We start from the raw sequence: 23,411 nt of genomic DNA, 5'->3' as shown, positions 1-23,411 counted from the left end.
GCATGTTCACATTATTCGGGGCCGACAGATCCGGCTCGGCCGCCATCGAGATGGCGCTGACCCTGTGCGGCGCTGATTACCGCCTGGTGGGCGCCAGTTACGAGGCGGCCGGCGCTGGGCGCGATGAGCTCAAACGCCTGAACCCGTTGATGCAGGTGCCGACGCTGGTCATCCCCGGCGGCGGCGTGCTGACGGAGAGCGCGGCCATCCTCACCCACCTGGGCCTGGCCTTTCCGCTGTCCGGCCTCTTGTCTCACGACGTCCACGAACGTGCCCAGCAACTCCGGGCCCTGGCGTACCTCACCACCAACTGCTATTCGTCGATCGGCCTGATCGACTACCCGGAACGGTGGCTGCCGGACGGCGAGCCTGACCTTTTAGACCGCTTGGTCGCGGGGGCGACGCGCAAGCTGCACAGTCAGTGGGAGGTGTTCAGCGATGTGTTTGACAACCCGGTTGCCTGGCATCCCCATGCGCCCGGCGCCGTTGAGGTCCTCGCCTGCGTGGTCAGCCACTGGAGTGGGGCGCGGGAGCATCTGGGAAGGTCGCGGCCCGAGTTTTACGCCGCCCTCGAGGTCATTGATCGACATCCCGTCATCCACGCGGTGCTGCAGCGGCACGGTTGGTGAACGCGAGGTCGGTCACGGCGACAACTGACTGCGCAGCTTCGCCGGGCTGATGCCCATGCGCTGGCGAAAGGCCGTCGCCATATGCGCCTGGGAGCTGAAGCCACAGCCGTGGGCGATCTCCGCCAGTCTCGCCGTTGAGTCACGCATCAGGGCTCTGGCCTTGGCGAGGCGTCGGTCGATCAGATAACTGTGGGGGCTTTTGCCGGTGGTGTGCTTGAAGGCCCGCATGAAATAGCCCTCGGACAACCCCAGCACCTGCGCCATCGCCTGGACCCCCAGCGGGCCGTCGAGACCGGCGTCGATGAACTCATCGAGTCTGCGCATCCGGCTGGCGTTTATCGACCCTTGCAGCGGCGCGTCGACAGCGCTTTTGTCGTCGATCCGGTCGGCCAGGGCCAGCGCCCAGCCCTCCCAATCGTCCGCCGCCGACGTCTGCAACAGCGCTGCGCGCATCTGCATGGCGAGGGCGATCGCCTGGGGGTCAATGCGGTTATTGAAGACGTGGTCGCCCGCCAGCGCCAGCCCGTCCGTGCGCTGCAGCCGCAGGTATTCACCGCCCGTGGGCGACGCCGACAACACGTCGCAACCGGCAGGCACGAACGCCAATCCATTGGGCACCGCGTCGAAGGGCTGCACCCGGTCGCTGCCGATGGCGTGCAGGCCGCGCTGACTTTCGAAGGCAAAGCCGACCACCGCCTGGGTCGCCACATAGCGCGTGGCATAAGCGGCGGCAGGGAGCAATTCGATCATCCACGGGCCTGCCTCGACACGGCGAACCGGTTCAGACGGGAGCGGGGCAGGGGTGAGTTTTGTCGGGTTCATGGCCTTGATAGTAATCAAGTGATTCGGCAAAAGTCAGGTCAGTTTTCTGAAAGCCGGCGCGGCGTGGGTCTGCCTAGACTGGGCCACCTTTTGGAGGACACGATTTTGAGGAGTAGTCGCCCCATGCACGGACTGACCCGCAATGATATCGAACAGGCCGCTCGCCAGGTGTACGAGGTCATGCCGCCGACCGCTCAATATGCCTGGCCGTTACTGGCTGAGCGGCTGAACAGCACGGTGTGGGTCAAACACGAAAACCACACGCCCACCGGCGCCTTCAAAGTGCGCGGCGGGATTACCTTCATGCACTGGCTCAAGCGTACCTACCCGAGCGTCAGGGGCATCGTCACGGCGACGCGGGGCAATCACGGTCAGAGCCTGGCGCTGGCCGCCACTGCGCTGGGCTTGAGTGCGTTGATCGTGGTGCCGGAAGGCAACTCCCCGGAAAAGAACAACGCCATGCGCGCGCTCGGCGCCAACGTGATCGAATGCGGCCGGGATTTCGACGAAGCGCGGGAGGAAGCCGCGCGGCTGGCGGACGTGCATGGGCACTATTTGGTCCCGCCTTTCCACATCGAGCTGCTCAAGGGCGTGGCCACGTATGGGCTGGAATTGTTCCTGGGAGCGCCGGATCTGCACACGGTTTACGTGCCTGTCGGGTGTGGGTCAGGGATTTGCGGGGTGATTGCCGCCCGCGACGCATTGGGCCTGAAAACCCGGGTGGTCGGCGTGGTGTCCACCGAGGCGGCGGCCGCCAAGTGGTCGTTCGAGGAAGGCACCATATTGCAAACCCCGTCGGCGAATACCTTTGCCGACGGCCTCGCCGTGCGCCGACCCGTTCCGGCGGCATTCGCCATTTACAGCGCAGGGGCGGAGCGCATTGTCGCCGTCAGCGAAGACGAGATTGCCGAGGCCATGCGCGTGTACTACACCGACACCCACAACCTCGCCGAAGGCGCAGGGGCCGCTGCACTGGCGGCGCTCATTCAGGAACGCCGGGCCATGGCAGGGAAAACGGTCGGGGTTATTCTGTCCGGCGGGAATGTGGACCGGTCGGTGTATGCGCGGGTAATTGCCTGAAGCGGTAAGCGGCAAGCGATTCAGCAGGCGCCGGTCAGCGGGGGATCGCGTGGAAGATGTAATTGTCGCTGGGTGAGTCGGCCATGGGCACGGACTGAGCGTTGAGATACGCCCTCAACGGCGGGTCTTCCGCCTTGATCTGCCAGGGTTGATCCGTGGGGTTGGCATCGACCTCAGCGCTTTCGCAGGCGGCGAGCAGCGTTTCGACCGAGGGCTGGTGAATCACCAGACCGTTGCCTTTCCAGCCGGCGACGGTCAGGCCGAGGCTTTCGCACACCGCCACTTTACGCCGGGCATCATCGCGGTCGGTCTGGCGCGATTGCTGGACCAGCATCGCCAGCCCCTGATCCGATGCCAAGAGGCTGCCCTGCTGCCAGCTTTCCGGCGGGCAGTCCTTGGCTTGAGGTTTCAGCTCAATGAAAGGGCTGATCTCCGTCGGGTAGATCCGGCACACCATCGGGCGCTCCAGGTACACCGAGCAGAGACCGTCTCTTTGCAGGTTCGGGCATTCAGGGATCGCATTGGCGGCCAGAATCACCGTCACCCGCAGCGTGCCCGAACCGCCAATGACCGGCGCAGACCGCCCGGCGTTGTAGGCATACTCGGGCGAATCGACGGGCCAGAGAGAATCGTCGAACGCCTCCAGCAAGACCCCTACAGGGTGGCCGCGTTTGAGCCAGGTCACGGCTTCGGCCAGGGTCAAAGGTACGAAACGGCCACGGCAGCACGCGCCACACCCGACGCATTCGAATTGCACGTCTGGATCCACGGCGAGGCAATGGGCGGTGGAGGGCGCTTCTGATTCATTGATGTCCATGTGACCTGCATCCCTGTTCGTTGATCGGTGAATCATAACTGGATGTATGCGATCAGTCAGTGGGATCGGCTTCAGCCGGGAAGAGGCACGTTTCCGCACCTCAATGCCAGGGGTCGCGTAGGGCCCTATGCAAAAAAACGCCCCGATGTCCTGCAGGTCACGCCTCGGGCTCAACTCATCCAGTTGCCGCCATCGACGTTGTAGGTCTGGGCGACGACATAATCGCTTTCCGCTGACGCGAGAAAGATCGCCATGCCGGTGAGGTCTTCGGCGGTGCCCATGCGGCCGTAGGGCACTTCCTCGCCGACGAGCCTTTTCTTCTCGCCCAACGGCCGGTTCTCGTGTTTGGCGAACAACGCATCCACACCATCCCAATGCTCGCCGTCGACGACCCCCGGTGCGATCGCATTGACGTTGATCCTGTGCTTGATCAGGTTCAACCCGGCGGATTGGGTCAGGCTGATGACGGCGGCCTTGGTCGCGCAGTAGACGCCCACCAGTGCCTCGCCGCGACGCCCGGCCTGGCTCGCCATGTTGATGATCTTGCCGCCATGACCCTGAGCAATCATCTGCTTCGCCGCCGCTTGAAGGGTGAACAACGTGCCGGCGACATTGATCGAGAACAGCCGCTCGTAGCTCTCGCGGGTGATGTCGGTGATCGGTGCCAGATCAAACAGTGCGGCGTTGTTAATCAGGATATCCAGCTTGCCGGTGGTGGCGACGACGGCCGCAATGGCCGCGTCGATGGACGATTGATCCGTAACGTCCATCTTCACCGCGTAGGCGCTGGCGCCCAGTTCGGTGGCGGTCTGGGTCGCGCGCTGCAGATTGATGTCGGCGATGGCCACTGTCGCGCCTTCGCGAATATAGGCCTCCGCGTAGGCCCGGCCGATACCCCGGGCCGCGCCTGTGATCAGGGCGCTTTTACCTTCGAGTCGTTTCATTGAAAGAGTCATCCGTCATGGGGTGAGGTCCGGCCGACTTCCGTCGGCGGGGGGGTTATTGCTTCGGGTAACCGGCGCGCTTCATTTCCCGCTCCGTCGTCGACTGCGCGGCCGCCAGTGCCTGCTCGACGGAGGTCTGACCGGTGAGTGCGGCCGAGAAGAGTTTGCCCACCGACGTGCCGATGGCCTGGAATTCCGGGATGGTCACGTACTGGATGCCGACATAGGGCACCGGCTTGGCCGAGGGGTGCGCCGGATCGGCGTGTTTCATCATTTCCAGTGTCACCCTGGCGAACGGCGCGGCCTTGAGATAGGCGTCGCTGTAGGTGGAGGTGCGGGTGCCAGGCGGCACGTTGGTGATGCCATCCTTCTGGGCCACCAGCTGGATGTATTCCTTGGACGTGGCCCAGGTGGTGAAGGTCTTGGCGGCGTCCTTGTGTTTGGAGGTCGCCGGGATTGCCAGGGACCAGGCGTACAACCAGGAGGACCCCTTGTCGGTCACTTCAACGGGCGCCGGGGCGAAACCCACGCTGTCCACCACCCGGCTTTGTTCTTTGTCGGTGGTGAACGAGCCTGCCACGCTGGCATCGACCCAGATCGCGCACTTGCCGCTGTTGAACAACGCGAGGGTTTCGTTGAAACCGTTGCTGGAAACACCCGGTGGCCCATAGTTTTTAAGGGTGTTGACGTAGAAGTTGGCAGCGGCCGTCCACTCGGGGCTGGTCAGCTCGGGTCGCCATTGCTCGTCGAACCAGCGGGCGCCAAAGGCGTTGGCCATGGTCGTCAGCAAGGCCATGTTCTCGCCCCAGCCGGCCTTGCCCCGCAGGCACATGCCGTACTGACCCTGGTCCGGGTGGTGCAGCTTGGCGGCAAACTCACCGAGCTGGGTCCAGGTCGGGTGCTCGGGCATGCTCAGCCCGGCTTGCTTGAACAGGTCGGTGCGGTAGTAGGTCACCGTGCTCTCGCCATAGAAGGGCAACGCATACAGGGTGTCCTTGACCGACAGGCCCTGGCGCACGGACGGGATGATGTCTTCGAGGTCGTAGCTGGCCGGCAGGTCCTTCATCGGTTCAAGCCAGCCTTTTGCGCCCCACAACGGCGTCTCATAGGTGCCAATGGTCAGCACATCAAACTGACCGCCCTGGGTGGCGATGTCGGTGGTCAGCCGCTGGCGCAGGACGTTTTCTTCAAGCACCACCCAGTTGAGCTTGATGTCGGGGTGCTGCTCTTCGAATACCTTGGACAGCCGCTGCATGCGGATCATGTCGTTGTTATTTACCGTAGCGATGGTGATCGTTTCGGCAGCCTGACTGATGCCCGCCAGTGACAGACCGGCAGACAGCAGCAGCGCGTGATGGGTGATCTTCATGGTGATCTCCAGTCCGCGCTGGCAGCGCGGAATCGTTATTGTTGTTTTGAGCCCTGCCGATCAATCTGACGTGTCACCTCGGGGCAGTGGCGTGTCGATTACAGCAGCTTGGACGGCCTGCAACAAACACGCTGAGGATGTGCCGCTGATGCTTTTTTAACCGCACAGCCCAGCCGTGCGCCGGGCTAAAAAAGTATCAGCGCGCAGTGACAGCCGAGGTGGAGCAGGGCGATGCAATGGGCGTATGGTGCGTCGATGCGTGCGCCAACAACGACAAAAAAGGGGCAGACCATGCCTGCGAGCCGAACCGCCTTATTCGAGCAGTTGCCTGCCGAGCTGGAAATCATCCTGCCGGCGCCCCAGCAGAGTTTTCGCTGGTATGAGCACGACTATCCCTATGCGCTCGCGCGCTGGAATCACCATCCCGAGTACGAGATTCATCTGATCCGCAAAGGCAGCGGCAAACTGGTGGCGGGCGATTACATCGGCGCCTTCGGCCCCGGCCATGTGGCGCTCATTGGCCCCGATTTACCCCATGACTGGATGGGCGATCTTGCGCCGGGGGAGCACCTGCAAGGCCGGGACGTCGTGCTTCAGTTTGACGGCGCGACGTTGCTGGCACTGCGCGAGTCGATGCCTGAGCTGGGTGAATTGCAGGGATTGTTCGACCGCGCCCGTCGCGGGCTGGAATTTACCGGCGAGACCGCCCTGCGGGCCGCCGACCTGCTCGAGCGCATAGGCTCGGCGAACGGGTTACAGCGCTTGCTGCTGTTTCTTGAGCTGCTCAATACGCTGAGCGGAGCGTCTGACAGAGAAGCCCGTACGTTGGCGAGTGCGTGTTATGCGCCGACACTGGATGCCAAAAGCGCCGAGCGTGTACACCGGGCGTTCGACTACCTGCAGCGGGAGCTCACGGGGGATATCAGGCTGTCGGTGATCGCCGAGCGGTTGCACATGAGCGAACCGGGATTTTCACGGTTTTTCAAGCGCGCCACGGGGCATGGGTTCATCGACCTGATGCGCAAACTGCGCATTCAGAAGGCCTGTCGGCTGCTGCTGCAGACCGAGATGTCCATCGCCGATGTCTGTTTTGAGGTGGGTTACATCAACCTGTCGAACTTCAATCGACACTTCCGCTACGAGATGAAGCAGACGCCATCGGATTACCGAAGAGCCACGGCGGCGGCTTTATTCAGCTTGAACACGTTCAAGGCGTCGTAGGCGATCTTTACCGTGTTGAGATGAACCCATGCCACGTCCAAACGATGGCTGGGCGCCGATAGGGCGGCAGCTGACGGTCAGTCAGCGCCGCCCCCCGGTGATCTCACACTCAGGCCAGTGCCTGACTCACGCCTGTTCGTCGTGCTCGGTCGCATCATCGTCGTGCTTGAGCGCCGGCTTCATGCCTGGCTGCGGCGCGTGCACGGCATCCGGCGCGACTTCTTCGCCGTGGTTCTTCTTCTCTTGCTGCACTTTCTTGTCGTGGGCGACGTTACGTGGATCGGTCATGGGAATTCCTTGATCTGGCAGATGATTCGAATGCCCGCCGACGCAACACGTTAGCCGTGAGTGTCGGGGCAAGGTTTGGAGTCAGTGCCGGCTTCAGCGTTCAGTGCATTTCAAACCGCGATCACCGAGCTGAAATACCTGACGCGAAATAGCTGATCGGCAATGGCCGACCCACCATGACCGGGAAACCGCGCGCAAGAGGAGATTGCCAGCGCATGTGCCCGCGAACTTTCAGCCGGCTTGCTGCGCAAACGACGAATGGGTGTAGCAGAACAGGCTGGAAGCCGGCTTCGGACGGCCGTACAGATAGCCCTGGGCGTAGTTGCATCCGCTGTTGGCGAGCCACGACGGCAGGTGAGGCAGGTGAAACTCCTCGACGCCTTCAGCCGTGACTTGCATTTTGAGGCTGCGCGCCATGCCCAGAATCGCTTCGACCATCGGCAGGTGATCGGTCTGCCCGGGCTCAAAGAACGACCGGTCTATTTTGATCTTGTCGATGGACAGGCGGGTCAGGTGATACAGGCTTGAATAACCAATCCCGAAGTCATCGAGCGCTACGGTAACGCCGTGGTCGTGCAATTTGCTCAGGTTCTGCCGCGCCACGTCCAGGTTGCCGACCAGGGCCTCCTCGGTGATTTCGACTTCGAAGCGATGAAACGCAAACTGCTCTTGCCGAAGCTGCTCCAGCAACTGATCGGGAAACAGCGCGTCGGTCACCATGCCGGCGCTGACGTTCATTGATAAGCGCAAGCGGTCATCCCAACGATTGGCCGCGCGACAGGCTTGCTTGATCAACGAGTGCGTCATGGACGGGATCAGTCCCAGGCGTTCAAGCACCGGAATGAAGTCGGAAGGTGGGGCGGTGCCGCCGTCGGGCTTGAGCCAGCGCGCGAGAACTTCAAAGCCCACTACCTCTTGAGAAGGGAGCGCGACGATCGGTTGAAAGTACGGCACGATTTCGTCTGCTTCCACCGCCCGTCTCAGTGCCAGTTCCAGATCGGCCTGGGCCCGGCGCTGTTTTTCATATTGGCTGTCATAAAAGTTATAGGTCGAACGCCCGTCTTCTTTACCCCGGTACATTGCGGTGTCGGCACAGTGCAGCAATGCCGAAGCGTCCTGCGCGTCTGTCCACGACCGTGCAATGCCAATGGTGGCGCCCAACGCCGAAGGTTCGACGGCGCCGGACAATGGCGCGCCGAGCCGGGACACAGCCGCCTCGGCGATCTGGCACAGCTCGGACTGGTGTTTGAACGTGAGAAACAGCAGGCAGAACTCATCGCCGCCCAATCGCACCGCCACGCCGCCGTTATCGTCGGCGATGGCTTCGAGCCTGCGCGCGATTTCCACCAGCACAATGTCGCCGGCGGCGTGACCATGCTGATCATTGACCGCCTTGAAGTGGTCCAGATCGATGAGCATGACCGCCGCGGGCCGCTTCAAACCGAGCTGATTTCTCACCATGTCCATGAAGATGCGACGGTTGATCAGCCCGCTCAGCGAGTCGTAGGTGGCCAGGCTTTCAGTCTGCGCCTGCGCCTCCTTGAGTCGACGGTAGCTCGACTGGGCGTTGGCGATCAGGCGTCTGAGCAGAATGGTCGGGATGACCAGTGAAATCAGAGAAAACCCCGTGACGGTCAGGACGAATAGCCATCTTTCGGCATCTTCAAAGTCGGCGTCATAGGGCAGGGCGAGCCAGTGCATCACCCAGGCTTCGAGCTCGAATTCCCACACAATGGAAAGTCCGATCACTGTGGACAGCGTGATCAGCAGCAGTACTGGCAGGCGACAGGGGTTGCGGCGGTGCAGGTCATTCATGTCAGGCCTCACTGGGCCGGAAGGATAATCGTGATGTCAGACTGCCATCTTCTCACATAGGTTCATACCGTTGATCGCAGAGTTCCTGAATAGCTGATCAGCCGACAGACGCTCTGGGCCCCGATCTGTGCAGTAGCAGCAAGGAGGCGAGAACGCCTGCGAGCCCTACGCTTCCGAGCGCTAACCAGGTCTCGACTGGGCTTCGGTTCAATATGAGCCAGCTTCCCACGTAATAACCCCCGGTGCCGCTGAGTGCCCCTATCGCACTCATCAGGCCAAAGAACGTTCCCTGGCTGCCATCCGGTGCCAGCGATGCGGTCATGCTTTCAAGCGTGGGCAACAGGATGGTCTCGACAACGGTGTAGGCCACGATAAACAGCAGAAACCATTCGATGCCGCGCAGCATGGCGACACTGGCGAACGTGACTGCCGCTCCCAGATACGCCCAGGTTGTCAGTGATGCCGGATTCACTTTCGTCAGCCAGCGCTTCGCCAAAAGGATGAACGCCAGACCGACGACCCCGTTTACGACGTAAATGGCGGAAGCTGCATGGGGGCCGGCTAATTGCCCCGCGTACATCGGGAATGCGACGTAGAGCTGCGGGAACAGGAAAAACCATGGCAATGAAACAACGATCAATCGCCACAGCCCGCCGTCTGTAGTCGCAGTTTTCAGGCTTTTAAGGACGGGCTGCCTGCTCAACCTCACTGATGATCCATACGTTGACCGGCAGGCAACGGCGCTGAGACTGATGAACACTACTGCGCTGATGCCGAAGGCCACGCGGATGTCAGCCAGGCCGGCAAGCCCACCGATAATGGGCCCCACCGCCGCTCCGGCGTTCAACATCTGGTTGTTGGAAGCGAAGAGGGCCGAGTGGCATTCTCTGGGTTGCCGGCCGAACACCCCATAAACGCCACCCTCGTAGCAGGCGACACCGGAACCTGCGATCACCGCACAGCCAATCCATGCGCTCACTCCATCGAACGCGCTGAACCCTAGAAATCCCAAGCCCCTCAGCAGCAGGCCCAGGGTAATGACCCAGTGCGAGCCGAACCGATCAGCGATCGCGCCCGCGGCAAGTGGCAGCACTTGTGCGCACAGCAGATTGGCGGACATCACCGACGCCAGTGCAGCTGCGCCGAAATGGAGGTTGGCTGACATGTACAGCGCCAGCAGCGGTATCGTCATGAAATGGGAGGCGTTCATCAGCCCCTGCATCCACAGCAATCTGCGGATATCCGGGGGCCAGGACGGTTGTTCGGCTGGGTCTTCCTTGATCATATTGAGGACTCGTAACCATCAATGATAGTTTGATGGTTACTTACATCGACGGTCTTTGCAACAGGAGCGGGCATGCAGACTCAGAATCAAGCAGCACCGGGCGATCTCGAATGCGTTCGGCGCTTCATCAATACCTGGTTGATTCCCAACCAGACGCGTGTGGAGACGGACGAACTGCCGCAGCTATGCCATAACGCCGAGCGATGGCGCGACGAGCTTTCGCTTCGTCCCCCGGCCGCCAGCGATGCGCTGGACAGACTGCTGACGTTGCGCTCGGACCTGCGCAAGTCCTGCGAGGGTCTGGATGACGGGGGGCATTTGCTTAACGCCTGGTTCTCGCGCGTTGCTCTGTCAGTGCAGGTCAAGTCGGTGAAGGGCGTGCCGCAGATAGTGGTGATGCCGGCCGACGACAGCTGCAGCGCCCACCTATTGGCGGCGGTCGCCAATGCCCTTTCATCAGGGACATGGTCTCGACTCAAGACCTGTGGCGATTGCCGTTGGGCTTTCTATGACAACACTCGCAACGTCAGTAAACGCTGGTGTGGGATGACCAAGGGCGGCGCGGAGGGCAGGGCGTGCGGGACAATTGCCAAGGTCAGCGCCTTCAGAGCGCGCGCTGCGGCGAAAAAGAGCCCGGTAGCGGACAGCGGCTAGCGGCCAGCCTGGCCTGGATGAGAACGCTTGAACTGCAGGACCTGGCTCTTTCAGAGTGGGCAGACGATCGGCCAACGCCTCGCAAAACATGACCGAATCATCGGCCGCATGCTTTAAGGTGTCCCTGAAGGCCGACCGATGAGGGTTGGCCCCAGACACGTCAAACCAACAAACAGGAGCCACCCATGACCGATTCTCTGTACGACATTCCCCTCAAGCAAATCGATGGCACGCCAGCCAATCTGGGCCAGTACAAGGGCAAAGTGCTGCTGGTGGTGAACGTGGCCTCCAAATGCGGGCTGACGCCGCAATACGAAGGGCTTGAAAGCCTTTACCAGGGCAAGAAGGAAGCCGGACTTGAAGTGCTGGGCTTTCCGGCCAATAACTTCAAAGAGCAGGAGCCGGGCAGCGAAAGTGACATCCAGTCGTTTTGCTCGACCACCTATGACGTGCACTTCCCGCTGTTCTCGAAAATCTCGGTCGCCGGCGACGACACCCACCCGCTCTACCGCGAACTGACCGCCGCCCAGCCCGCTGCCACCGGCGACGGACCGTTCCGAGAACGCCTCAAGGGCTACGGCATCGAAAGCGGCGCGGGCACCGACGTGCTGTGGAATTTCGAGAAATTCCTGATCGGGCGAGACGGCAAGGTGATTGGCCGCTTTGCGCCGGATGTGACCGCAGATGATCCACGGCTGACCGCGGCCATTGACGAAGCCCTTGCTGTTTGAAGGATGAATCGTCCGCTGTTCGTTTCGCTGGATGGGCCAAAGGGTGTCGGTAAAACCACTCTGCTGGAAGCCATCACCCAATCACTGAGGGCTGATAAGCACAAAGTGATCCGGCTGAGCGAAAGCAAAAGTGACCCTCACCGGCGTGAAACCATGGCCCTGGTTAACCAACTGGTCAGAGGGCCGGACCGGGATCTGGAGTGGGAGGTGTGCAAGCGTCTGGCCGCCAGCCGTGGCTGGATTTCACGGCACGTGCTGACCAGACAGCCACCTGACAGCATCATCCTGATCGACCGCTGGTACCCGTCCGATGCCGCGTTTCGCCGGACCGTGCCGTTTGCGGACATCCTGCAGTTGAACATCGACCAGGAGGTGCAGGTGCCGGATTTGCACGTCGGGGTCGTGACGGCGGCCGAGGTTTCATGGGCGAGGGCAGCCGCACGACGGCGTGGGTTGAGCAGCACGGTGATTCACAGGCTGGAGGAGCACGCGGCTTGCACTGAGGCGTTTGAGCGGGCGGTCTCTGATAACGGCTGGGTTTTGTGTCGAAACGAAGGGCGGATCGAAGACGCGACGATGCTGGTGGTCGCCGAGATACGCGAGGTGCTGTGATTTGCTTTGCCGTGGAAGGAACCGGGCTAAATGCCTCACATACGGCACGTTCCGGGCCTGTAAACGCAGTTCGGGACCGAAGGAGAAAATCCCCTCCGGTCCCGATCGCCTGTCAACGCGTGACGTCGACCTATTACCCTGCAGCGTTACGCCGAAGGCTTGAGCACCACTTTGGTCCAGCCGTCGTCGCGCTGATCAAAGTGCTTGTAGGCGTCCGGACCTTCGGACAGCTTCAGGCTATGGGAGATGATCTGCGACGGCTTGGCACGGTCGTGGTGAATCAGCTCGGCGAGGCGACGGTTGTACGCCTTGACGTTGGCCTGGCCGGTACGGATCTGCTGACCCTTGAACCAGAAGGAGCCGAAGTCGAAGGCCATTTTGCCTTCCTTCGCCAGATCGCTCGCAGCGTTCGGGTCCTGCGGCACGAAGACACCCACGACACCGATACCGCCGGTGGGCTTGGTGGAGGCCACCAGGTTGTTCATGGTTTCGTGATTGGCTTCATGACCGTGCTTGTCGCAGCACTGATAACCCACGCATTCGCAGCCACGGTCCGTGCCTTTGCCGTTGGTCAGGTTCATGATCTGCTCAACCGCCTGGGTCTGTGCCGTGTTGATCGGCGTGGCGCCCAGTTTGGCTGCCAGGGCGAGACGGTCTGGGTGGTTGTCGACCACAAAGACTTGTGAGGCACCTTTGATCATCGCGGCATGGGCCGCCATCAGCCCGACCGGGCCTGCGCCGTAAATGGCGATGCTCTCACCTGGCAGCAGGCCGGACAATTCAGTCGCGTGCCAGCCGGTAGGCAGGATGTCCGACAGCATGACGTAGTCGTCTTCTTTCTCCTTGGCATCTTCAGGCAGCACCAGGCAGTTGAAGTCGCCATACGGCACGCGCAGCAGTTCGGCCTGGCCGCCCTCGTAAGGCCCCATCTCGGCAAAACCATACGCGCCCCCAGCACTGCCGGGGTTGACGGTCAGGCAGTAGCCGGTGAGACCACGCTCGCAGTTTTCGCAGAACCCACAGCCGATGTTGAACGGCAGGCAGACCATATCGCCCACTTTCACGCGATCGACCGCAGCGCCCACTTCGATGACTTCACCCAGGTTCTCGTGACCCAGAATCCGGCCCGTCTCGAAGCTGGTGCGGCCTTCGTACATGTGCAGGTCGGACCCACAAATGTTGGTCGTGGTAATGCGGACCAGGACATCGGTCGCTTTTTCGATTTTGGCATCGGGAACGTTCTGAACGCTGACGTCGTAAGGACCGTTGTAAATAATGGCTTTCATGGGTTCTCCAGAAGAATGAGGTGCAGATAGGGACATATATGCGCCAGATTTAGTACGACCGTGCCGGCCTGTCGTTCAAAGAGATTGGCCGGGAGTGACGAACGGTAAATGCTGGCAAAAGGCTCTGTGACGGGGTTTGTGGCCAGTCGATGGCCAAAAACATCACGGCGTCTATGCAAGCCGTGGCAGGTCCAACAGGGTGAGCTCGGTCTCCCCACCTGGCGTTGAAACCCTGCTGCGGGTCGACGGCGGTGTGGTCGACGACACCGTGTGAGAAGCCTGAGCGATTGTGCGGCTGAAACCGGTCCTGCGCAGACAGACTGCGGGCACTCAGGAGGTCAGCGCCGGCGCCCAGTCATCGCCTGCTCGCAACCAGCAATGCCAGAACTTCCTCGGGAAGCACCGGTGGGCTGAGCAGAAAACCCTGAGCATAAGGGCAGTCCAGCTCCCTGAGCTGATCGAGTTGGCCGAGGGTTTCGACGCCCTCGGCAACAATTGCCAGGTCCAGCGCCTCGCCCAGGGACAGGATACTTTTGACGATGGCGACGCTGCGCTCATGTTTCATCATGCGCGTGACGAATGACCGATCGATCTTGATGGCGTCAATGGGGTAGCGGTCGATGTAGCCCAGGGAGCTGTAGCCGGTGCCGAAATCGTCCAGCGCAATCCGGATACCCTGGGCGCGAAGGTCTTCGAGGGTCTTGGCGACCATCTCCGGTTCATGCAGGAACACTGACTCGGTGATCTCGATCTGCAAGGCACGGGCATCGAACCCGGTCTCTGCGATGATCTCGGCGACCTGAAGGGCGAAGTCTTTGCGGTTGAGCTCGACCCCTGACACGTTGACGTTCAGCTTGATGCCGCCCGAACCGGTGGCGGCAGCCCACTTCTTGACCTCGCGACAGGCGTTGCGCATGACCCACTGACCCAGATTGCAAATGACGCCAATGTCTTCGGCGACGCTGATGAACACATCAGGGGCGACAATCCCCAGGGTCGGGTGGCGCCACCTGACCAATGCTTCAACGCCCACAATCGTTTCAGTGGTGATGGAGAAGATCGGCTGGTAGACCAGATAGAACTCGTCCCGGGTTATCGCGTGCTTGAGCGCATTCTGCATCACCAGCAGGTCAATCGAGGCCTGGCGCATCGAAAGGTCGAAGACGGCCCAGCTGCCACGGCCTTTCTTTTTGGCGGCGTACATGGCCACGTCCGCGTCACGGATCAGGTCTTCGGCGGTGGTGTGCTGAACGTCCAGCGTCGCAATGCCAATGCTGCAGGAGATAAAGAGCTGTTGCCCGTCGATGGCGGTCGGCAGGCTCAGGGCGTGGGTCACGCGCTTGGCCGTCTCGATGGCCTGTTCCTGATGGCCTTCGTCGGTCAGCAGGATCGCGAACTCGTCGCCACCGATGCGGGCGATCACCGCCGAGGGATCAATGCACTCGCTCAGGCGTTCTGCAACGCTCTTGAGCAAGATGTCGCCCGCATGATGCCCCATACCGTCGTTGACGTATTTGAATCGGTCCAGATCCAGGTACACCACCGTGGCCGCGCCGGGTTGATCGGCGTTCCCCTTGCTCAAGGCCGAATGGATGCGGGCCATGAAATAGCCGCGGTTCTTGAGCCTCGTCAACTCGTCGTGGAACGCTGCGTAGGACAGTTCGTCCTGAATGCGCTCCCGCTCGATCAGCCGTGACTCGAGCGCCACGCGCTCCTCACGATCAAGCTGGGCCTGGCGAAAATTCTGCTCTGCGTCTTTACGTTCTGTGATGTCGCGCTGCACGGAAACCCAATGGGTGAACCAGCCTTTCTCGTTGGCGACCGGTACGATACTGAGCTGCACCCAGAACTTGGTGCCGTCACGACGGGTGTTGATCAGCTCGACCTCGACGGGATCCCAGCGCTGCAGCGCGTCCCTGATCTGCTGAAGCGTGGCGCGGTCAGTCTCGGCGCACTGCAGAATCCGGGGCGTCTTCCCCATGACTTCTTCCAGGCTGAACCCGGTGGTGGTGAGGAACGCCGGATTGCAATACACGATGCGCGGGCCGGGCAGATCGATGGGTTCGGCTTCGGTGATCAGGATGGCGTCCTTCGCGTTGACCACCACCGACTCCAGCAAGCGCAGGCGCTCGATGACCGCTGATCCGCCGACCGCCTGTGTCGGGGTCAACTTGAGGGAGTCGTAGAGATCGGCCGCATGGGTCTGCACGCCATAGATGTGCGCGGCGCTGAGACGTTTGTGGGGAAGGGGGATCGTCATCAAGACCGCGCCGGTCAGGGCGGCGTTGCCATCGCGAATGGCGACGCAGACCAGCGACTCGTTGACCACGCGATCCAGGCCGGCAGGCAGCGCGGCATCAGCGGGCATGGCCTCGCCAACGTCGACGACGTCGCCGTAGGACAACACCATCTTCAGCCATCCACCGGTGATTTCGTCTGCGCGCACCTCCGGTGCCGTGCCGTAGGTCGCCACGGTGCGCCACTGCTCTTGGTCTCGCACGATCAGGATGGCGCCGGTCGCCCCGGTCAGGTGGGAAGCCGCGTCCAGGAAATGACCCAACACTTCATGATTCTTCAAACCGAGATGAGCCTTGCCGGCCATATGCATTACCTGAAAGAGGGACGATGTACCAGGTGGACATTCGACACGCGTAGAGATCGGGAACCAGTAGCAGCCGCGCAGTAGAGCGTGTGCACCTGGCGCCGGTTAGCACTTTCGGTATCGGCGTGGCGACGAAGTTCAACAGGACCCTGTGGCAAACAATCTGCGCGAAATGAGGAAGTGACCAAGGGGTGGCCACTCCGCGATTTCACTATGACATCATCGTAGGCGGGCTCGATGGAAAATATCGCTCCATGCGTGGTTGCAGCGAAGACACTACCACGCGCTGGACAGCTAAACGCTCCGTCTTTGGGACGGTCTTGTCTTCCGCGACGAAGGTTCAAACCTATACAGCATTAAATAAATGTACAACCCTCGCTAAAGTTCATGGCATCCGCTGCCGATCGAATATCTGAAACGTTTAATCCAAGGCGAGCACCCGTAAGTCCGGCCTGAGCGCGCCTCTGTCCGAGGCGTTTCGCGGATAAAAAACAGCGGTCGCCTAACGCTTTTCAGGGAAGGAGCCCCGCCCACTCAACATCATTTAGCTAGCGGACCTGCGCCATGAACAATAAATCCAATGCCACTGCAGAACTCGCCCAAACCGGCGCCGACCTGAATTCTCTGCTGAGCGCGATTGACCGCTCCCAAGCCGTCATCGAATTCGATCTGCAGGGCAATGTGCTGTACGCCAACCAGAATTTTCTCGACTGCATGGGCTACGACCTCGATGAAATTCGCGGGCGCCATCACCGGCTGTTTTGCATGCCCGACTATGCGACCAGCAAGGAATACCTGATGTTCTGGGAGAAGCTGGGCACCGGCAAATTTGACGCCGGCCAGTACCAGCGTCAGGCCAAGGACGGGCGCCAGATCTGGCTGCAGGCCACTTACAATCCAGTGATGGACAATAACGGCAAGCCATTCAAGATCGTCAAATTCGCCAGCGACGTCACTGAAGTGCGCAATCGCAATGCCGAGTGGGAAGGCAAAATCGAGGCGATCGAGCGCTCCCAGGCGTTGATCGAGTTCTCCCCTGAGGGCTATGTATTGACCGCCAACAGCAAGTTTCTCTCGGCCATGGGCTACACGCTGGATGAAGTCGTGGGCCAGCACCACCGCATGTTTTGTGAGCCGGAATACGCAGCTTCTCTGGTGTACCGCGAATTTTGGGAGAAGCTGGGCAAAGGCGAGTACGACTCCAACGAGTACAAGCGCCTGAGCAAAGACGGTCGGGATGTCTGGATTCAAGCGTCCTATAATCCGATTCTCGATGCCCAGGGCCAGACCTACAAGATCGTCAAGTTCGCCACCGATGTGACCGAGACCAAACTTCGCACGATGGAGCACGAAGGCAAGGTCAACGCCATTAACCGCGCCCAGGGCGTGATCGAGTTCGACCTGAGCGGCAATATCCTCTCGGCCAACGCTAACTTTCTGGATCTGGTGGGGTACCGGATGGAGGAATTGAAGAACCGCCACCATTCGCTGTTTTGTGAACCCGAGTACGTCAAAACCACGCCTTACCGGGAATTCTGGGGCGCACTCAGCAGCGGCAAATTCTTCACCGGGCGCTTCATGCGCATCAGCAAGTACGGCCAGAAAATCTGGATTCAAGCGACCTATAACCCGGTGTTCAACGCGACGGGGCAACCCTACAAGGTGGTCAAGTTCGCCACCGACATTACCGCTCAGGTCGAGCTGGAAGAAGCCATTGAAGCCAAGACCCAGGCCATGGATGAGTCAGTCACCCGTCTGATGGACGCCATTGCCGAGGTGGTCAAAACCACCGGCGACGCCAACGATCAGGCACGCATTACCCAGGATGAAGCTCAGCGTGGTTCCCAGACCCTCAACGAGGCGTCCGCAGCGATGGACACCATCGGCAAATCGGCTGAGGACATCCAGGAAATCATTGAGGTGATCAGTACCATCGCCGGTCAGACCAACATGCTGGCGTTCAACGCCGCGATTGAGGCGGCACGGGCGGGTGAGCACGGTCTGGGCTTTTCAGTGGTGGCCGATGAGGTGCGCAAGCTGGCTGAAAAGTCTTCCCACGCCACCACCAAAATCAACAAATTGATCCAGGAGACGGTTCGCCGCATCAATTCCGGCAGCGAGATCTCCCGCAGCGCGGGCAGTGCGTTCGAGCGGATCGTGGCCGGGGTCGAAAAGACCAATGGTGCGATGAGTACCATCGGTGCCGCCACGCAGGAACAGCATCACCTGGCTGAGCGGGTATCGGAACTGATCGGCGAGCTCAACCGTATCAAGCTGGCGACCGGGTTGGGCAAGGGCTTGAGCGCCCCGGTCCAGGTTGAAAGCCTATGAGCGAGGCCCTTGCGTTTGGGGTAGTCAGGCTGGGCGGGCTGGAAGTCGCGATTGACGCCCAGGCACTGGAGCAGGTGATCAACTGGCCCGCGCGGCTGCAGCCTCATCCGCTGCAGGGCGGCGCCTTGCTTGGCATGTTCAGCCTGCGCGGCAAGGCCCTGCCACTGATTGAGCTGCGGTCGTTGCTGGGTGCGCATGACGTCTCCTGCCATGATCCGTTGGAGATGGTTGCCATCGTCAACCATCAAGGCCGGCGCCTGGGCATTGCGGTCAGCGGCGTCAGTGACGTGATGAAAGTCGAAGTGCGAAACCTGTGCCGTCTCGGCGGCGAGGGCACCGCGGTCGTGCTGCTGCCAGAACTCGTGCTGGTGGAAAATGAGCGAATGATTTACCGGCTCGACCTGGACGCGCTGTGCGGTTTGCCCCAGGTGTTGACTGCGCAGTCCAGGGACGTCTGCGACACGGTGGAGGTTCAGGATCCGTCCCGGGAGCTGCATCACTTGCTGTTGTTTGAGTGCGAAGGAAAGCGCTATGCGCTGGACGCGAGGGCGATTACCGAGCTGGTGGACCGCCCGGACATGCTGCCAAGCAAATTGGGTGGGGATTATTGCCTGGGCGTCGTCAACCGCCGTGGCATTGATGTGCCTGCCTTGAGCCTGAACCGGGTACTGGGCATTGATTCCCCGGCGACGGCGCAGGCGGCCCAGAACCAGAACCAGAACCAGTTGCTGGTGCTGACTTCGCGAGAAGGCTATCGCATCGGGCTGGTGTACGACCGGATGATTTCGATTGTGCGCAAGCGTGCTCACGAAATCCTGCCGTTGCCCCGCTATGGGTTACGGGAGCCGGGCCTGTTTGCCGGCGTTGTCGGGCTGGAGAACGGAGAGCAGGCGTTGTTGCTTGAGTACCGCGAGTTGCTCGAGCGCAAGGAGACGCTCAGTTTCGCCAGGATCTATCAGACCAGCCCGTCCAGCCAGGACGCGCCGGGTTCTCGTCTCATGCAGATGAACCAGACCTGCCTGGTGTTCCAGGCGGCCCAGCCGTTCGTGGTGCCCCTTGATCAAGTGCTGGAAATCCTCGACATGCCCGAGCACTTCGTGCGGTTTGCGCAAGAAGAGACGCATCTGCTGGGCAGTTTCAATTTGCGGGGCGAGCAGATCCCGCTGGTTTGCCTGAGCAGCTTGATTGAAGGCACAACACCTCCCGGCAATACGCTGGAGCGGGTGCTGCTGGTCAAGGGCGAACGTCATAGCTTCGGGCTGGTGGTCAACCGGACCGACTCCATCGAAACCTTCACCCATCCGGCCTCCGAGCACCCCGAGGGTTGGGAGCACGGCGCAAGCATCCGGGGTTCAGTCAATGACCGCATGCGCAGCCTGGTGAGTATCGGCAAGGGTGATCAGGTCCGCTGGATGACGCTGATCAATCTGAGCAACATCGTCAGAGGGTTGGAGATGACCGGGACTGAGGTGCAGACCCAGCGCCTCGCGGGGTAAGCCAGGGGCATTTGCCTCGCTGACGCTTCACGCATCAGTGAGCTGAAACCGGTAGCCCACGCCATACAACGATTCAATGGGCGTCTCACCAGGGCAGGCCTGCTCCAGCTTGCGCCGCAGGTTGCGTATATGGCTGTCCACCGTACGGTCAGTCACTACGCGGTGGTCGGAGTAGAGCTTGTCGAGCAGTTGATCCCGGGAAAAGACCCGGCCGGCCGAACGCGCAAACGTGCTGAGCAACCGCAGTTCAAGGCGTGTCAGGTCCAGCTCGACACCATTGAGTGACGCGCGGTGTTGTGCGTCATCAATGATCAGCCGCGGCGCAGCGCCGGTCAGCAGTTGCGGGCCGCGGCGCAGGATGGCTTTGACCCGGGCCACCACCTCGCGGGGGCTGAAAGGCTTGCAGATATAGTCGTCCGCGCCCAGGTCAAGGCCCCGGAGGCGGTCCACTTCTTCGACGCGAGCGGTGATCATGATGATCGGCACGGCGCTGAAACCGCGCAGGTCCTGGCAGACCTGCATACCGTCGCGCCCGGGCAGCATCAGGTCGAGCAGAATCAAGCGCGGTGTCTGGGCGCGCACGGTCGGCACCACTTGCAAGCCGTTATCCAGGCATCGAGTCGGGTAGCCCGCGGCGATCAGATAATCCTGCAGCAATGCGGCCAGCTTCGGTTCGTCTTCAACGATCAGGATCGGGCAGTCGTCGGTCATGGTTCAGATGTTCCGTGGCAGATGCAGGGTCAGCCAAAGCCCACCGAGGGGCGAGTGAGCGGCGCTGAGGCTGCCGCCGTGGGCGAGGGCGATGCTGTGACAGATCGCCAGCCCCAGGCCGGCCCCGCCACTGGCCCGGGCGCGGGACGATTCGCCCCGATAGAAACGTTCGAACAGGCGTGGCAGTTGCTCGTCCGACACCCCGGGACCGGAGTCGAGGAATTCGATGCATACGTTGTCGCGATCAAGGACGGCCCGGATGTGGATCAGCCCGTTCGGGTCGGTGTAGCGCACGGTGTTTTCCAGCAGGTTGGAAAACAGTTGCTGCAGGCGATTGGCATCGGCCGACAGTTCCAGGGGCTGGGACGGCAGGTCCAGTTCAACGCGCAAGTGCCGGGCGTTCAAGCGCTCCTGAAACATCGACACGCTGTCCTGCAACAGTTGATCGAGTGCGCAGGGCTGTTTTCGGTAGGTCAGCGCGCCGACATCCGCTAGGGACAGCTCGTATAAGTCGTCCACCAGTTTGCTGAGCATGCTGACCTCACCCTGCAATGACTTCATCGACCCCTGGTTGAGGGTGCGTACGCCATCTTCGATGGCCTCCAGCTCACCCCGCAATACCGACAGCGGGGTGCGCAACTCGTGGGACACATCCGCCATGAACTCGCGGCGCATCTGTTCGTTGCGTTCCAGGGTGTAGGCGAGCTGATTGAAGTCACGGGCCAGTTGGCCAACCTCGTCATTGGACGCCACCGCCACCCGCCCGCTGTAATCGCCGCTGGCCAGGCGATGCGTGGCAGCGGCCACCCGCTTGACCGGCTCCAGCAACGTGCGCGCGATCCACCAGGCAATCAGCATCGCCAGCAGCAGCGAAAAGGCCCCCATGACCAGGCTGGTGCGCAACTGGTATTGCTGGAACCGTTCGCCGCCGGCTTCCGTCACGCTCTGGAACGGGGTAACGGCCAGCCAGCCGACGGTTTCATCCGCCACCACAATGGGGCGTAACAGGGCGTCGTTTCCGATGTCCGGGTAGCCGTTCACGCGTTTTTTGTGTTGATCCAGCAACGCGATGCGAAACAGCGCGCCCGTCAGGTCCGAGGCCAGGGGTGTGCGCAAGTCGTTCTTCGACGGATCCTCGCCGAGTTCCGGCCGCATGATGTCAAACCAGCGGTCCGGCTGGTTGCGCAGGAATTCCCAGTTCCCCTCACGGGCGTAGGCACTGGCCAGGCGCGGTAACACCGGCGCCATGCGGTCCAGCGCCTGCTCATTGAGATAGCCCAGAAAGCCCCGCCCGAAACTCCAGCTCGCCGCCAGGCCCATGCTCAGGATGACCAGCAGCACGCCGGCCAGTACGGCGACAAACAACTTGGTGGAGATGCTCAACTTCATGGAGGGCGGCCGGTAAGAAGGGATGGGGCATTTAGGCCCTCACGAAAGAAAGATTCAAGCCGGCCGGGCAATCTTCAATTTTCCTGCACATTTGCCTTGCACGATGGCGCCGACTCAAGCCATTCCGTCTTGCAGAGGCAGCTATGTCGACGAAAATACTCGCCAAATTCCTGGTAACCGCCGCGGTTCTCCTGGCCCTGATCATTCTGGTTATCCTGGGCGGTTGCTCCGGCGGCGAACCTGCCCCTGAAGCGGTGATCCCGAAAGTCTCGGTGATCACCATCCAACCCCAGAGCCAGGTGCTGACCACCGAGCTGGCGGGGCGCACCCAGGCCTTCATGGTGGCGCAGATTCGTCCGCAGGTCGGTGGCATCGTCCAGCGGCGTCTGTTTGTCGAGGGCGCGGATGTGAAGGCCGGACAACCGCTGTACCAACTGGATCCGGCAACCTATACCGCCGCGCTGGCCCAGGCTCAGGCAAGTCTGGCCAAGTACCGGGCCACGCTCAACTCAGCCCAGGCCACGGCCAGGCGCAACGCCGGGCTGGTCAAAATCAACGCCATCAGCCAGCAAGACAACGAAGACGCTCAGGCGACCTTGCTGACGGCGGCCGCCGACGTAAAAGTCGCCGAGGCCGAAGTCCAGACCGCCCGGATTAATCTGGCTTACACCCGTATCACCTCGCCGTTCAGCGGCCGGATTGAAACCTCCACCGTGACCCCGGGGGCGTTGGTGGTGGCCAATCAGGACAGCGCATTGACCACGGTGCAGCAACTCGATCCGATCTATGTGGATGTGACTCAGTCGACCACCGAACTGCTGCGGCTCAAGCGTGACCTGGCCAGCGGCGCCTTACAGTCCACTGGCGAGGGCGAGGCACGCATCAGCCTGACACTCGACGATGGCAGCACCTACACCCACGAGGGGCGGCTCAAGGTCAGCGGCGTCAGTGTCAACGAGGGCACGGGCACCGTCACCCTTCGGGCTGAATTCGCCAACCCGGATCATCTGCTGTTGCCGGGCATGTATGTCCGCGGGGTGCTGGAGCAGGCGCGCAATGACCAGGCCATTCTGGTGCCGCAAAAAGCCGTGAACCGCAGCGCCAGCGGCCTGACCACGGCATTGCTGGTGGTGGACGGCAAGGTGCAACAGTGCGAGCTGACCATCGATCGGGCCGTCGGTAATCAGTGGTGGGTCACGGGCGGCTTGAAGGCGGGTGATCAATTGATCGTCGAAGGCGGACAAAAAGTGCGTGCCGGTGCCGCCGTCCAGGTGCAGGACGCGAGTGATCAGGCAGCCACACCGTCCACCCCCGTGAAGGAGGGTTGAA

General features: G+C 61.4%; 20 protein-coding genes. 9 read left to right on the top strand and 11 right to left on the bottom strand.

The annotated features are described in order from the left end of the window. Positions 1–2 precede the first annotated feature (2 nt). Entirely contained in the window at positions 3–629 is a 627-nt protein-coding gene (locus M1E04_RS12950) for a glutathione S-transferase family protein (RefSeq protein ID WP_296310845.1), read from the top strand. A 12-nt stretch (positions 630–641) separates the two neighbouring features. Here M1E04_RS12950 and M1E04_RS12945 read toward each other — a convergent pair whose 3' ends face one another. After that, positions 642–1,451, bottom strand: coding sequence for a helix-turn-helix transcriptional regulator (locus tag M1E04_RS12945; RefSeq protein WP_456293193.1), 810 nt, complete (start codon positions 1,449–1,451; stop codon positions 642–644). A 123-nt stretch (positions 1,452–1,574) separates the two neighbouring features. Between M1E04_RS12945 and M1E04_RS12940 the strand changes: the two genes are divergently transcribed. Then, positions 1,575–2,531: a threonine dehydratase gene (locus M1E04_RS12940; RefSeq protein WP_456291434.1), complete on the top strand. Its 957-nt coding sequence runs from the start codon at positions 1,575–1,577 to the stop codon at positions 2,529–2,531. A 34-nt stretch (positions 2,532–2,565) separates the two neighbouring features. On the opposite strand, the gene M1E04_RS12935 is transcribed toward M1E04_RS12940, so the two are convergent. The 3 genes from M1E04_RS12935 to M1E04_RS12925 all read right to left on the bottom strand — a co-directional run bounded on the left by M1E04_RS12935 (position 2,566) and on the right by M1E04_RS12925 (position 5,661). After that, positions 2,566–3,348: a YkgJ family cysteine cluster protein gene (locus M1E04_RS12935; protein WP_456291433.1), complete on the bottom strand. Its 783-nt coding sequence runs from the start codon at positions 3,346–3,348 to the stop codon at positions 2,566–2,568. 170 nt (positions 3,349–3,518) lie between these two features. Beyond that, complete coding sequence (locus M1E04_RS12930) at positions 3,519–4,292, bottom strand: L-iditol 2-dehydrogenase (RefSeq protein WP_410930070.1); 774 nt, start codon at positions 4,290–4,292, stop codon at positions 3,519–3,521. Between the two features lie 55 nt (positions 4,293–4,347). Continuing rightward, positions 4,348–5,661, bottom strand: a complete 1,314-nt coding sequence (locus M1E04_RS12925; protein ID WP_456291432.1) for an ABC transporter substrate-binding protein — start codon at positions 5,659–5,661, stop codon at positions 4,348–4,350. A gap of 291 nt (positions 5,662–5,952) precedes the next feature. Here M1E04_RS12925 and M1E04_RS12920 point away from each other — a divergent pair, with 291 nt between their 5' ends. Further along, complete coding sequence (locus M1E04_RS12920; RefSeq protein WP_456291431.1) at positions 5,953–6,882, top strand: helix-turn-helix domain-containing protein; 930 nt, start codon at positions 5,953–5,955, stop codon at positions 6,880–6,882. A gap of 126 nt (positions 6,883–7,008) precedes the next feature. Here the strand turns inward: M1E04_RS12920 and M1E04_RS12915 are convergent, their stop codons facing one another. The 3 genes from M1E04_RS12915 to M1E04_RS12905 form a co-directional block, all read right to left on the bottom strand. Further along, complete coding sequence (locus tag M1E04_RS12915) at positions 7,009–7,170, bottom strand: hypothetical protein (protein WP_141695236.1); 162 nt, start codon at positions 7,168–7,170, stop codon at positions 7,009–7,011. Positions 7,171–7,401: 231 nt separating this feature from the next. Further along, on the bottom strand, positions 7,402–8,985 hold the full coding sequence (locus M1E04_RS12910) for a putative bifunctional diguanylate cyclase/phosphodiesterase (protein ID WP_456291430.1): 1,584 nt from the start codon (positions 8,983–8,985) through the stop codon (positions 7,402–7,404). Positions 8,986–9,082: 97 nt separating this feature from the next. Further along, a complete protein-coding gene (locus M1E04_RS12905) occupies positions 9,083–10,270 on the bottom strand; it encodes an MFS transporter (RefSeq protein ID WP_192131547.1) in 1,188 nt (395 codons plus the stop codon). Positions 10,271–10,342: 72 nt separating this feature from the next. Between M1E04_RS12905 and M1E04_RS12900 the strand changes: the two genes are divergently transcribed. The 3 genes from M1E04_RS12900 to M1E04_RS12890 all read left to right on the top strand — a co-directional run bounded on the left by M1E04_RS12900 (position 10,343) and on the right by M1E04_RS12890 (position 12,267). Beyond that, on the top strand, positions 10,343–10,924 hold the full coding sequence (locus M1E04_RS12900; RefSeq protein ID WP_456291429.1) for a CGNR zinc finger domain-containing protein: 582 nt from the start codon (positions 10,343–10,345) through the stop codon (positions 10,922–10,924). Between the two features lie 185 nt (positions 10,925–11,109). Beyond that, the gene (locus M1E04_RS12895) at positions 11,110–11,655 is read left to right on the top strand and encodes a glutathione peroxidase (protein ID WP_456291428.1); all 546 of its coding nucleotides are present in this window, start codon (positions 11,110–11,112) and stop codon (positions 11,653–11,655) included. A gap of 3 nt (positions 11,656–11,658) precedes the next feature. Beyond that, positions 11,659–12,267 carry a dTMP kinase gene (locus M1E04_RS12890; RefSeq protein WP_192131553.1) on the top strand — a complete coding sequence of 203 codons (609 nt, stop codon included), beginning with the start codon at positions 11,659–11,661 and terminating at the stop codon, positions 12,265–12,267. A gap of 146 nt (positions 12,268–12,413) precedes the next feature. Here the strand turns inward: M1E04_RS12890 and M1E04_RS12885 are convergent, their stop codons facing one another. Further along, the gene (locus M1E04_RS12885; protein WP_192174678.1) at positions 12,414–13,553 is read right to left on the bottom strand and encodes a glutathione-independent formaldehyde dehydrogenase; all 1,140 of its coding nucleotides are present in this window, start codon (positions 13,551–13,553) and stop codon (positions 12,414–12,416) included. A 355-nt stretch (positions 13,554–13,908) separates the two neighbouring features. Further along, entirely contained in the window at positions 13,909–16,155 is a 2,247-nt protein-coding gene (locus M1E04_RS12880; RefSeq protein WP_192131557.1) for a putative bifunctional diguanylate cyclase/phosphodiesterase, read from the bottom strand. Between the two features lie 564 nt (positions 16,156–16,719). Here M1E04_RS12880 and M1E04_RS12875 point away from each other — a divergent pair. Together M1E04_RS12875 and M1E04_RS12870 are read left to right on the top strand one after the other, a co-directional pair. Next, entirely contained in the window at positions 16,720–18,486 is a 1,767-nt protein-coding gene (locus tag M1E04_RS12875; RefSeq protein ID WP_192131559.1) for a methyl-accepting chemotaxis protein, read from the top strand. Next, positions 18,483–19,982 carry a chemotaxis protein CheW gene (locus tag M1E04_RS12870; protein WP_456291427.1) on the top strand — a complete coding sequence of 500 codons (1,500 nt, stop codon included), beginning with the start codon at positions 18,483–18,485 and terminating at the stop codon, positions 19,980–19,982. Before M1E04_RS12875 ends, M1E04_RS12870 begins: the two co-directional genes overlap by 4 nt. A gap of 27 nt (positions 19,983–20,009) precedes the next feature. On the opposite strand, the gene M1E04_RS12865 is transcribed toward M1E04_RS12870, so the two are convergent. Beyond that, positions 20,010–20,693 carry a response regulator gene (locus M1E04_RS12865; protein WP_065991678.1) on the bottom strand — a complete coding sequence of 228 codons (684 nt, stop codon included), beginning with the start codon at positions 20,691–20,693 and terminating at the stop codon, positions 20,010–20,012. Positions 20,694–20,696: 3 nt separating this feature from the next. Beyond that, positions 20,697–22,082: a sensor histidine kinase efflux regulator BaeS gene (gene baeS / locus M1E04_RS12860; protein WP_192131563.1), complete on the bottom strand. Its 1,386-nt coding sequence runs from the start codon at positions 22,080–22,082 to the stop codon at positions 20,697–20,699. 143 nt (positions 22,083–22,225) lie between these two features. On the opposite strand from baeS, the gene M1E04_RS12855 reads away from it, so the two are divergent. Further along, positions 22,226–23,410 carry an efflux RND transporter periplasmic adaptor subunit gene (locus tag M1E04_RS12855; RefSeq protein WP_192131565.1) on the top strand — a complete coding sequence of 395 codons (1,185 nt, stop codon included), beginning with the start codon at positions 22,226–22,228 and terminating at the stop codon, positions 23,408–23,410. Position 23,411: the final 1 nt, after the last annotated feature.

It is taken from the genome of Pseudomonas sp. AK106 (genome assembly GCF_053903055.1).
The sequence above is the reverse complement of the archived record's forward strand: the minus strand, read 5'-3'. Positions and strand labels throughout refer to the sequence as shown.

Excerpts from the sequence above, each read along its gene's own strand:
- baeS (WP_192131563.1), bottom strand. The coding sequence starts at position 22,082 with ATGAAGTTGAGCATCTCCACCAAGTTGTTTGTCGCCGTACTGGCCGGC.
- M1E04_RS12885 (WP_192174678.1), bottom strand. The coding sequence starts at position 13,553 with ATGAAAGCCATTATTTACAACGGTCCTTACGACGTCAGCGTTCAGAAC.
- M1E04_RS12895 (WP_456291428.1), top strand. The coding sequence starts at position 11,110 with ATGACCGATTCTCTGTACGACATTCCCCTCAAGCAAATCGATGGCACG.
- M1E04_RS12915 (WP_141695236.1), bottom strand. The coding sequence starts at position 7,170 with ATGACCGATCCACGTAACGTCGCCCACGACAAGAAAGTGCAGCAAGAG.
- M1E04_RS12945 (WP_456293193.1), bottom strand. The coding sequence starts at position 1,451 with ATGAACCCGACAAAACTCACCCCTGCCCCGCTCCCGTCTGAACCGGTT.
- M1E04_RS12905 (WP_192131547.1), bottom strand. The coding sequence starts at position 10,270 with ATGATCAAGGAAGACCCAGCCGAACAACCGTCCTGGCCCCCGGATATC.
- M1E04_RS12900 (WP_456291429.1), top strand. The coding sequence starts at position 10,343 with ATGCAGACTCAGAATCAAGCAGCACCGGGCGATCTCGAATGCGTTCGG.
- M1E04_RS12935 (WP_456291433.1), bottom strand. The coding sequence starts at position 3,348 with ATGGACATCAATGAATCAGAAGCGCCCTCCACCGCCCATTGCCTCGCC.
- M1E04_RS12940 (WP_456291434.1), top strand. The coding sequence starts at position 1,575 with ATGCACGGACTGACCCGCAATGATATCGAACAGGCCGCTCGCCAGGTG.
- M1E04_RS12930 (WP_410930070.1), bottom strand. The coding sequence starts at position 4,292 with ATGAAACGACTCGAAGGTAAAAGCGCCCTGATCACAGGCGCGGCCCGG.
- M1E04_RS12925 (WP_456291432.1), bottom strand. The coding sequence starts at position 5,661 with ATGAAGATCACCCATCACGCGCTGCTGCTGTCTGCCGGTCTGTCACTG.
- M1E04_RS12890 (WP_192131553.1), top strand. The coding sequence starts at position 11,659 with ATGAATCGTCCGCTGTTCGTTTCGCTGGATGGGCCAAAGGGTGTCGGT.
- M1E04_RS12880 (WP_192131557.1), bottom strand. The coding sequence starts at position 16,155 with ATGGCCGGCAAGGCTCATCTCGGTTTGAAGAATCATGAAGTGTTGGGT.
- M1E04_RS12870 (WP_456291427.1), top strand. The coding sequence starts at position 18,483 with ATGAGCGAGGCCCTTGCGTTTGGGGTAGTCAGGCTGGGCGGGCTGGAA.
- M1E04_RS12950 (WP_296310845.1), top strand. The coding sequence starts at position 3 with ATGTTCACATTATTCGGGGCCGACAGATCCGGCTCGGCCGCCATCGAG.
- M1E04_RS12875 (WP_192131559.1), top strand. The coding sequence starts at position 16,720 with ATGAACAATAAATCCAATGCCACTGCAGAACTCGCCCAAACCGGCGCC.
- M1E04_RS12865 (WP_065991678.1), bottom strand. The coding sequence starts at position 20,693 with ATGACCGACGACTGCCCGATCCTGATCGTTGAAGACGAACCGAAGCTG.
- M1E04_RS12920 (WP_456291431.1), top strand. The coding sequence starts at position 5,953 with ATGCCTGCGAGCCGAACCGCCTTATTCGAGCAGTTGCCTGCCGAGCTG.
- M1E04_RS12910 (WP_456291430.1), bottom strand. The coding sequence starts at position 8,985 with ATGAATGACCTGCACCGCCGCAACCCCTGTCGCCTGCCAGTACTGCTG.
- M1E04_RS12855 (WP_192131565.1), top strand. The coding sequence starts at position 22,226 with ATGTCGACGAAAATACTCGCCAAATTCCTGGTAACCGCCGCGGTTCTC.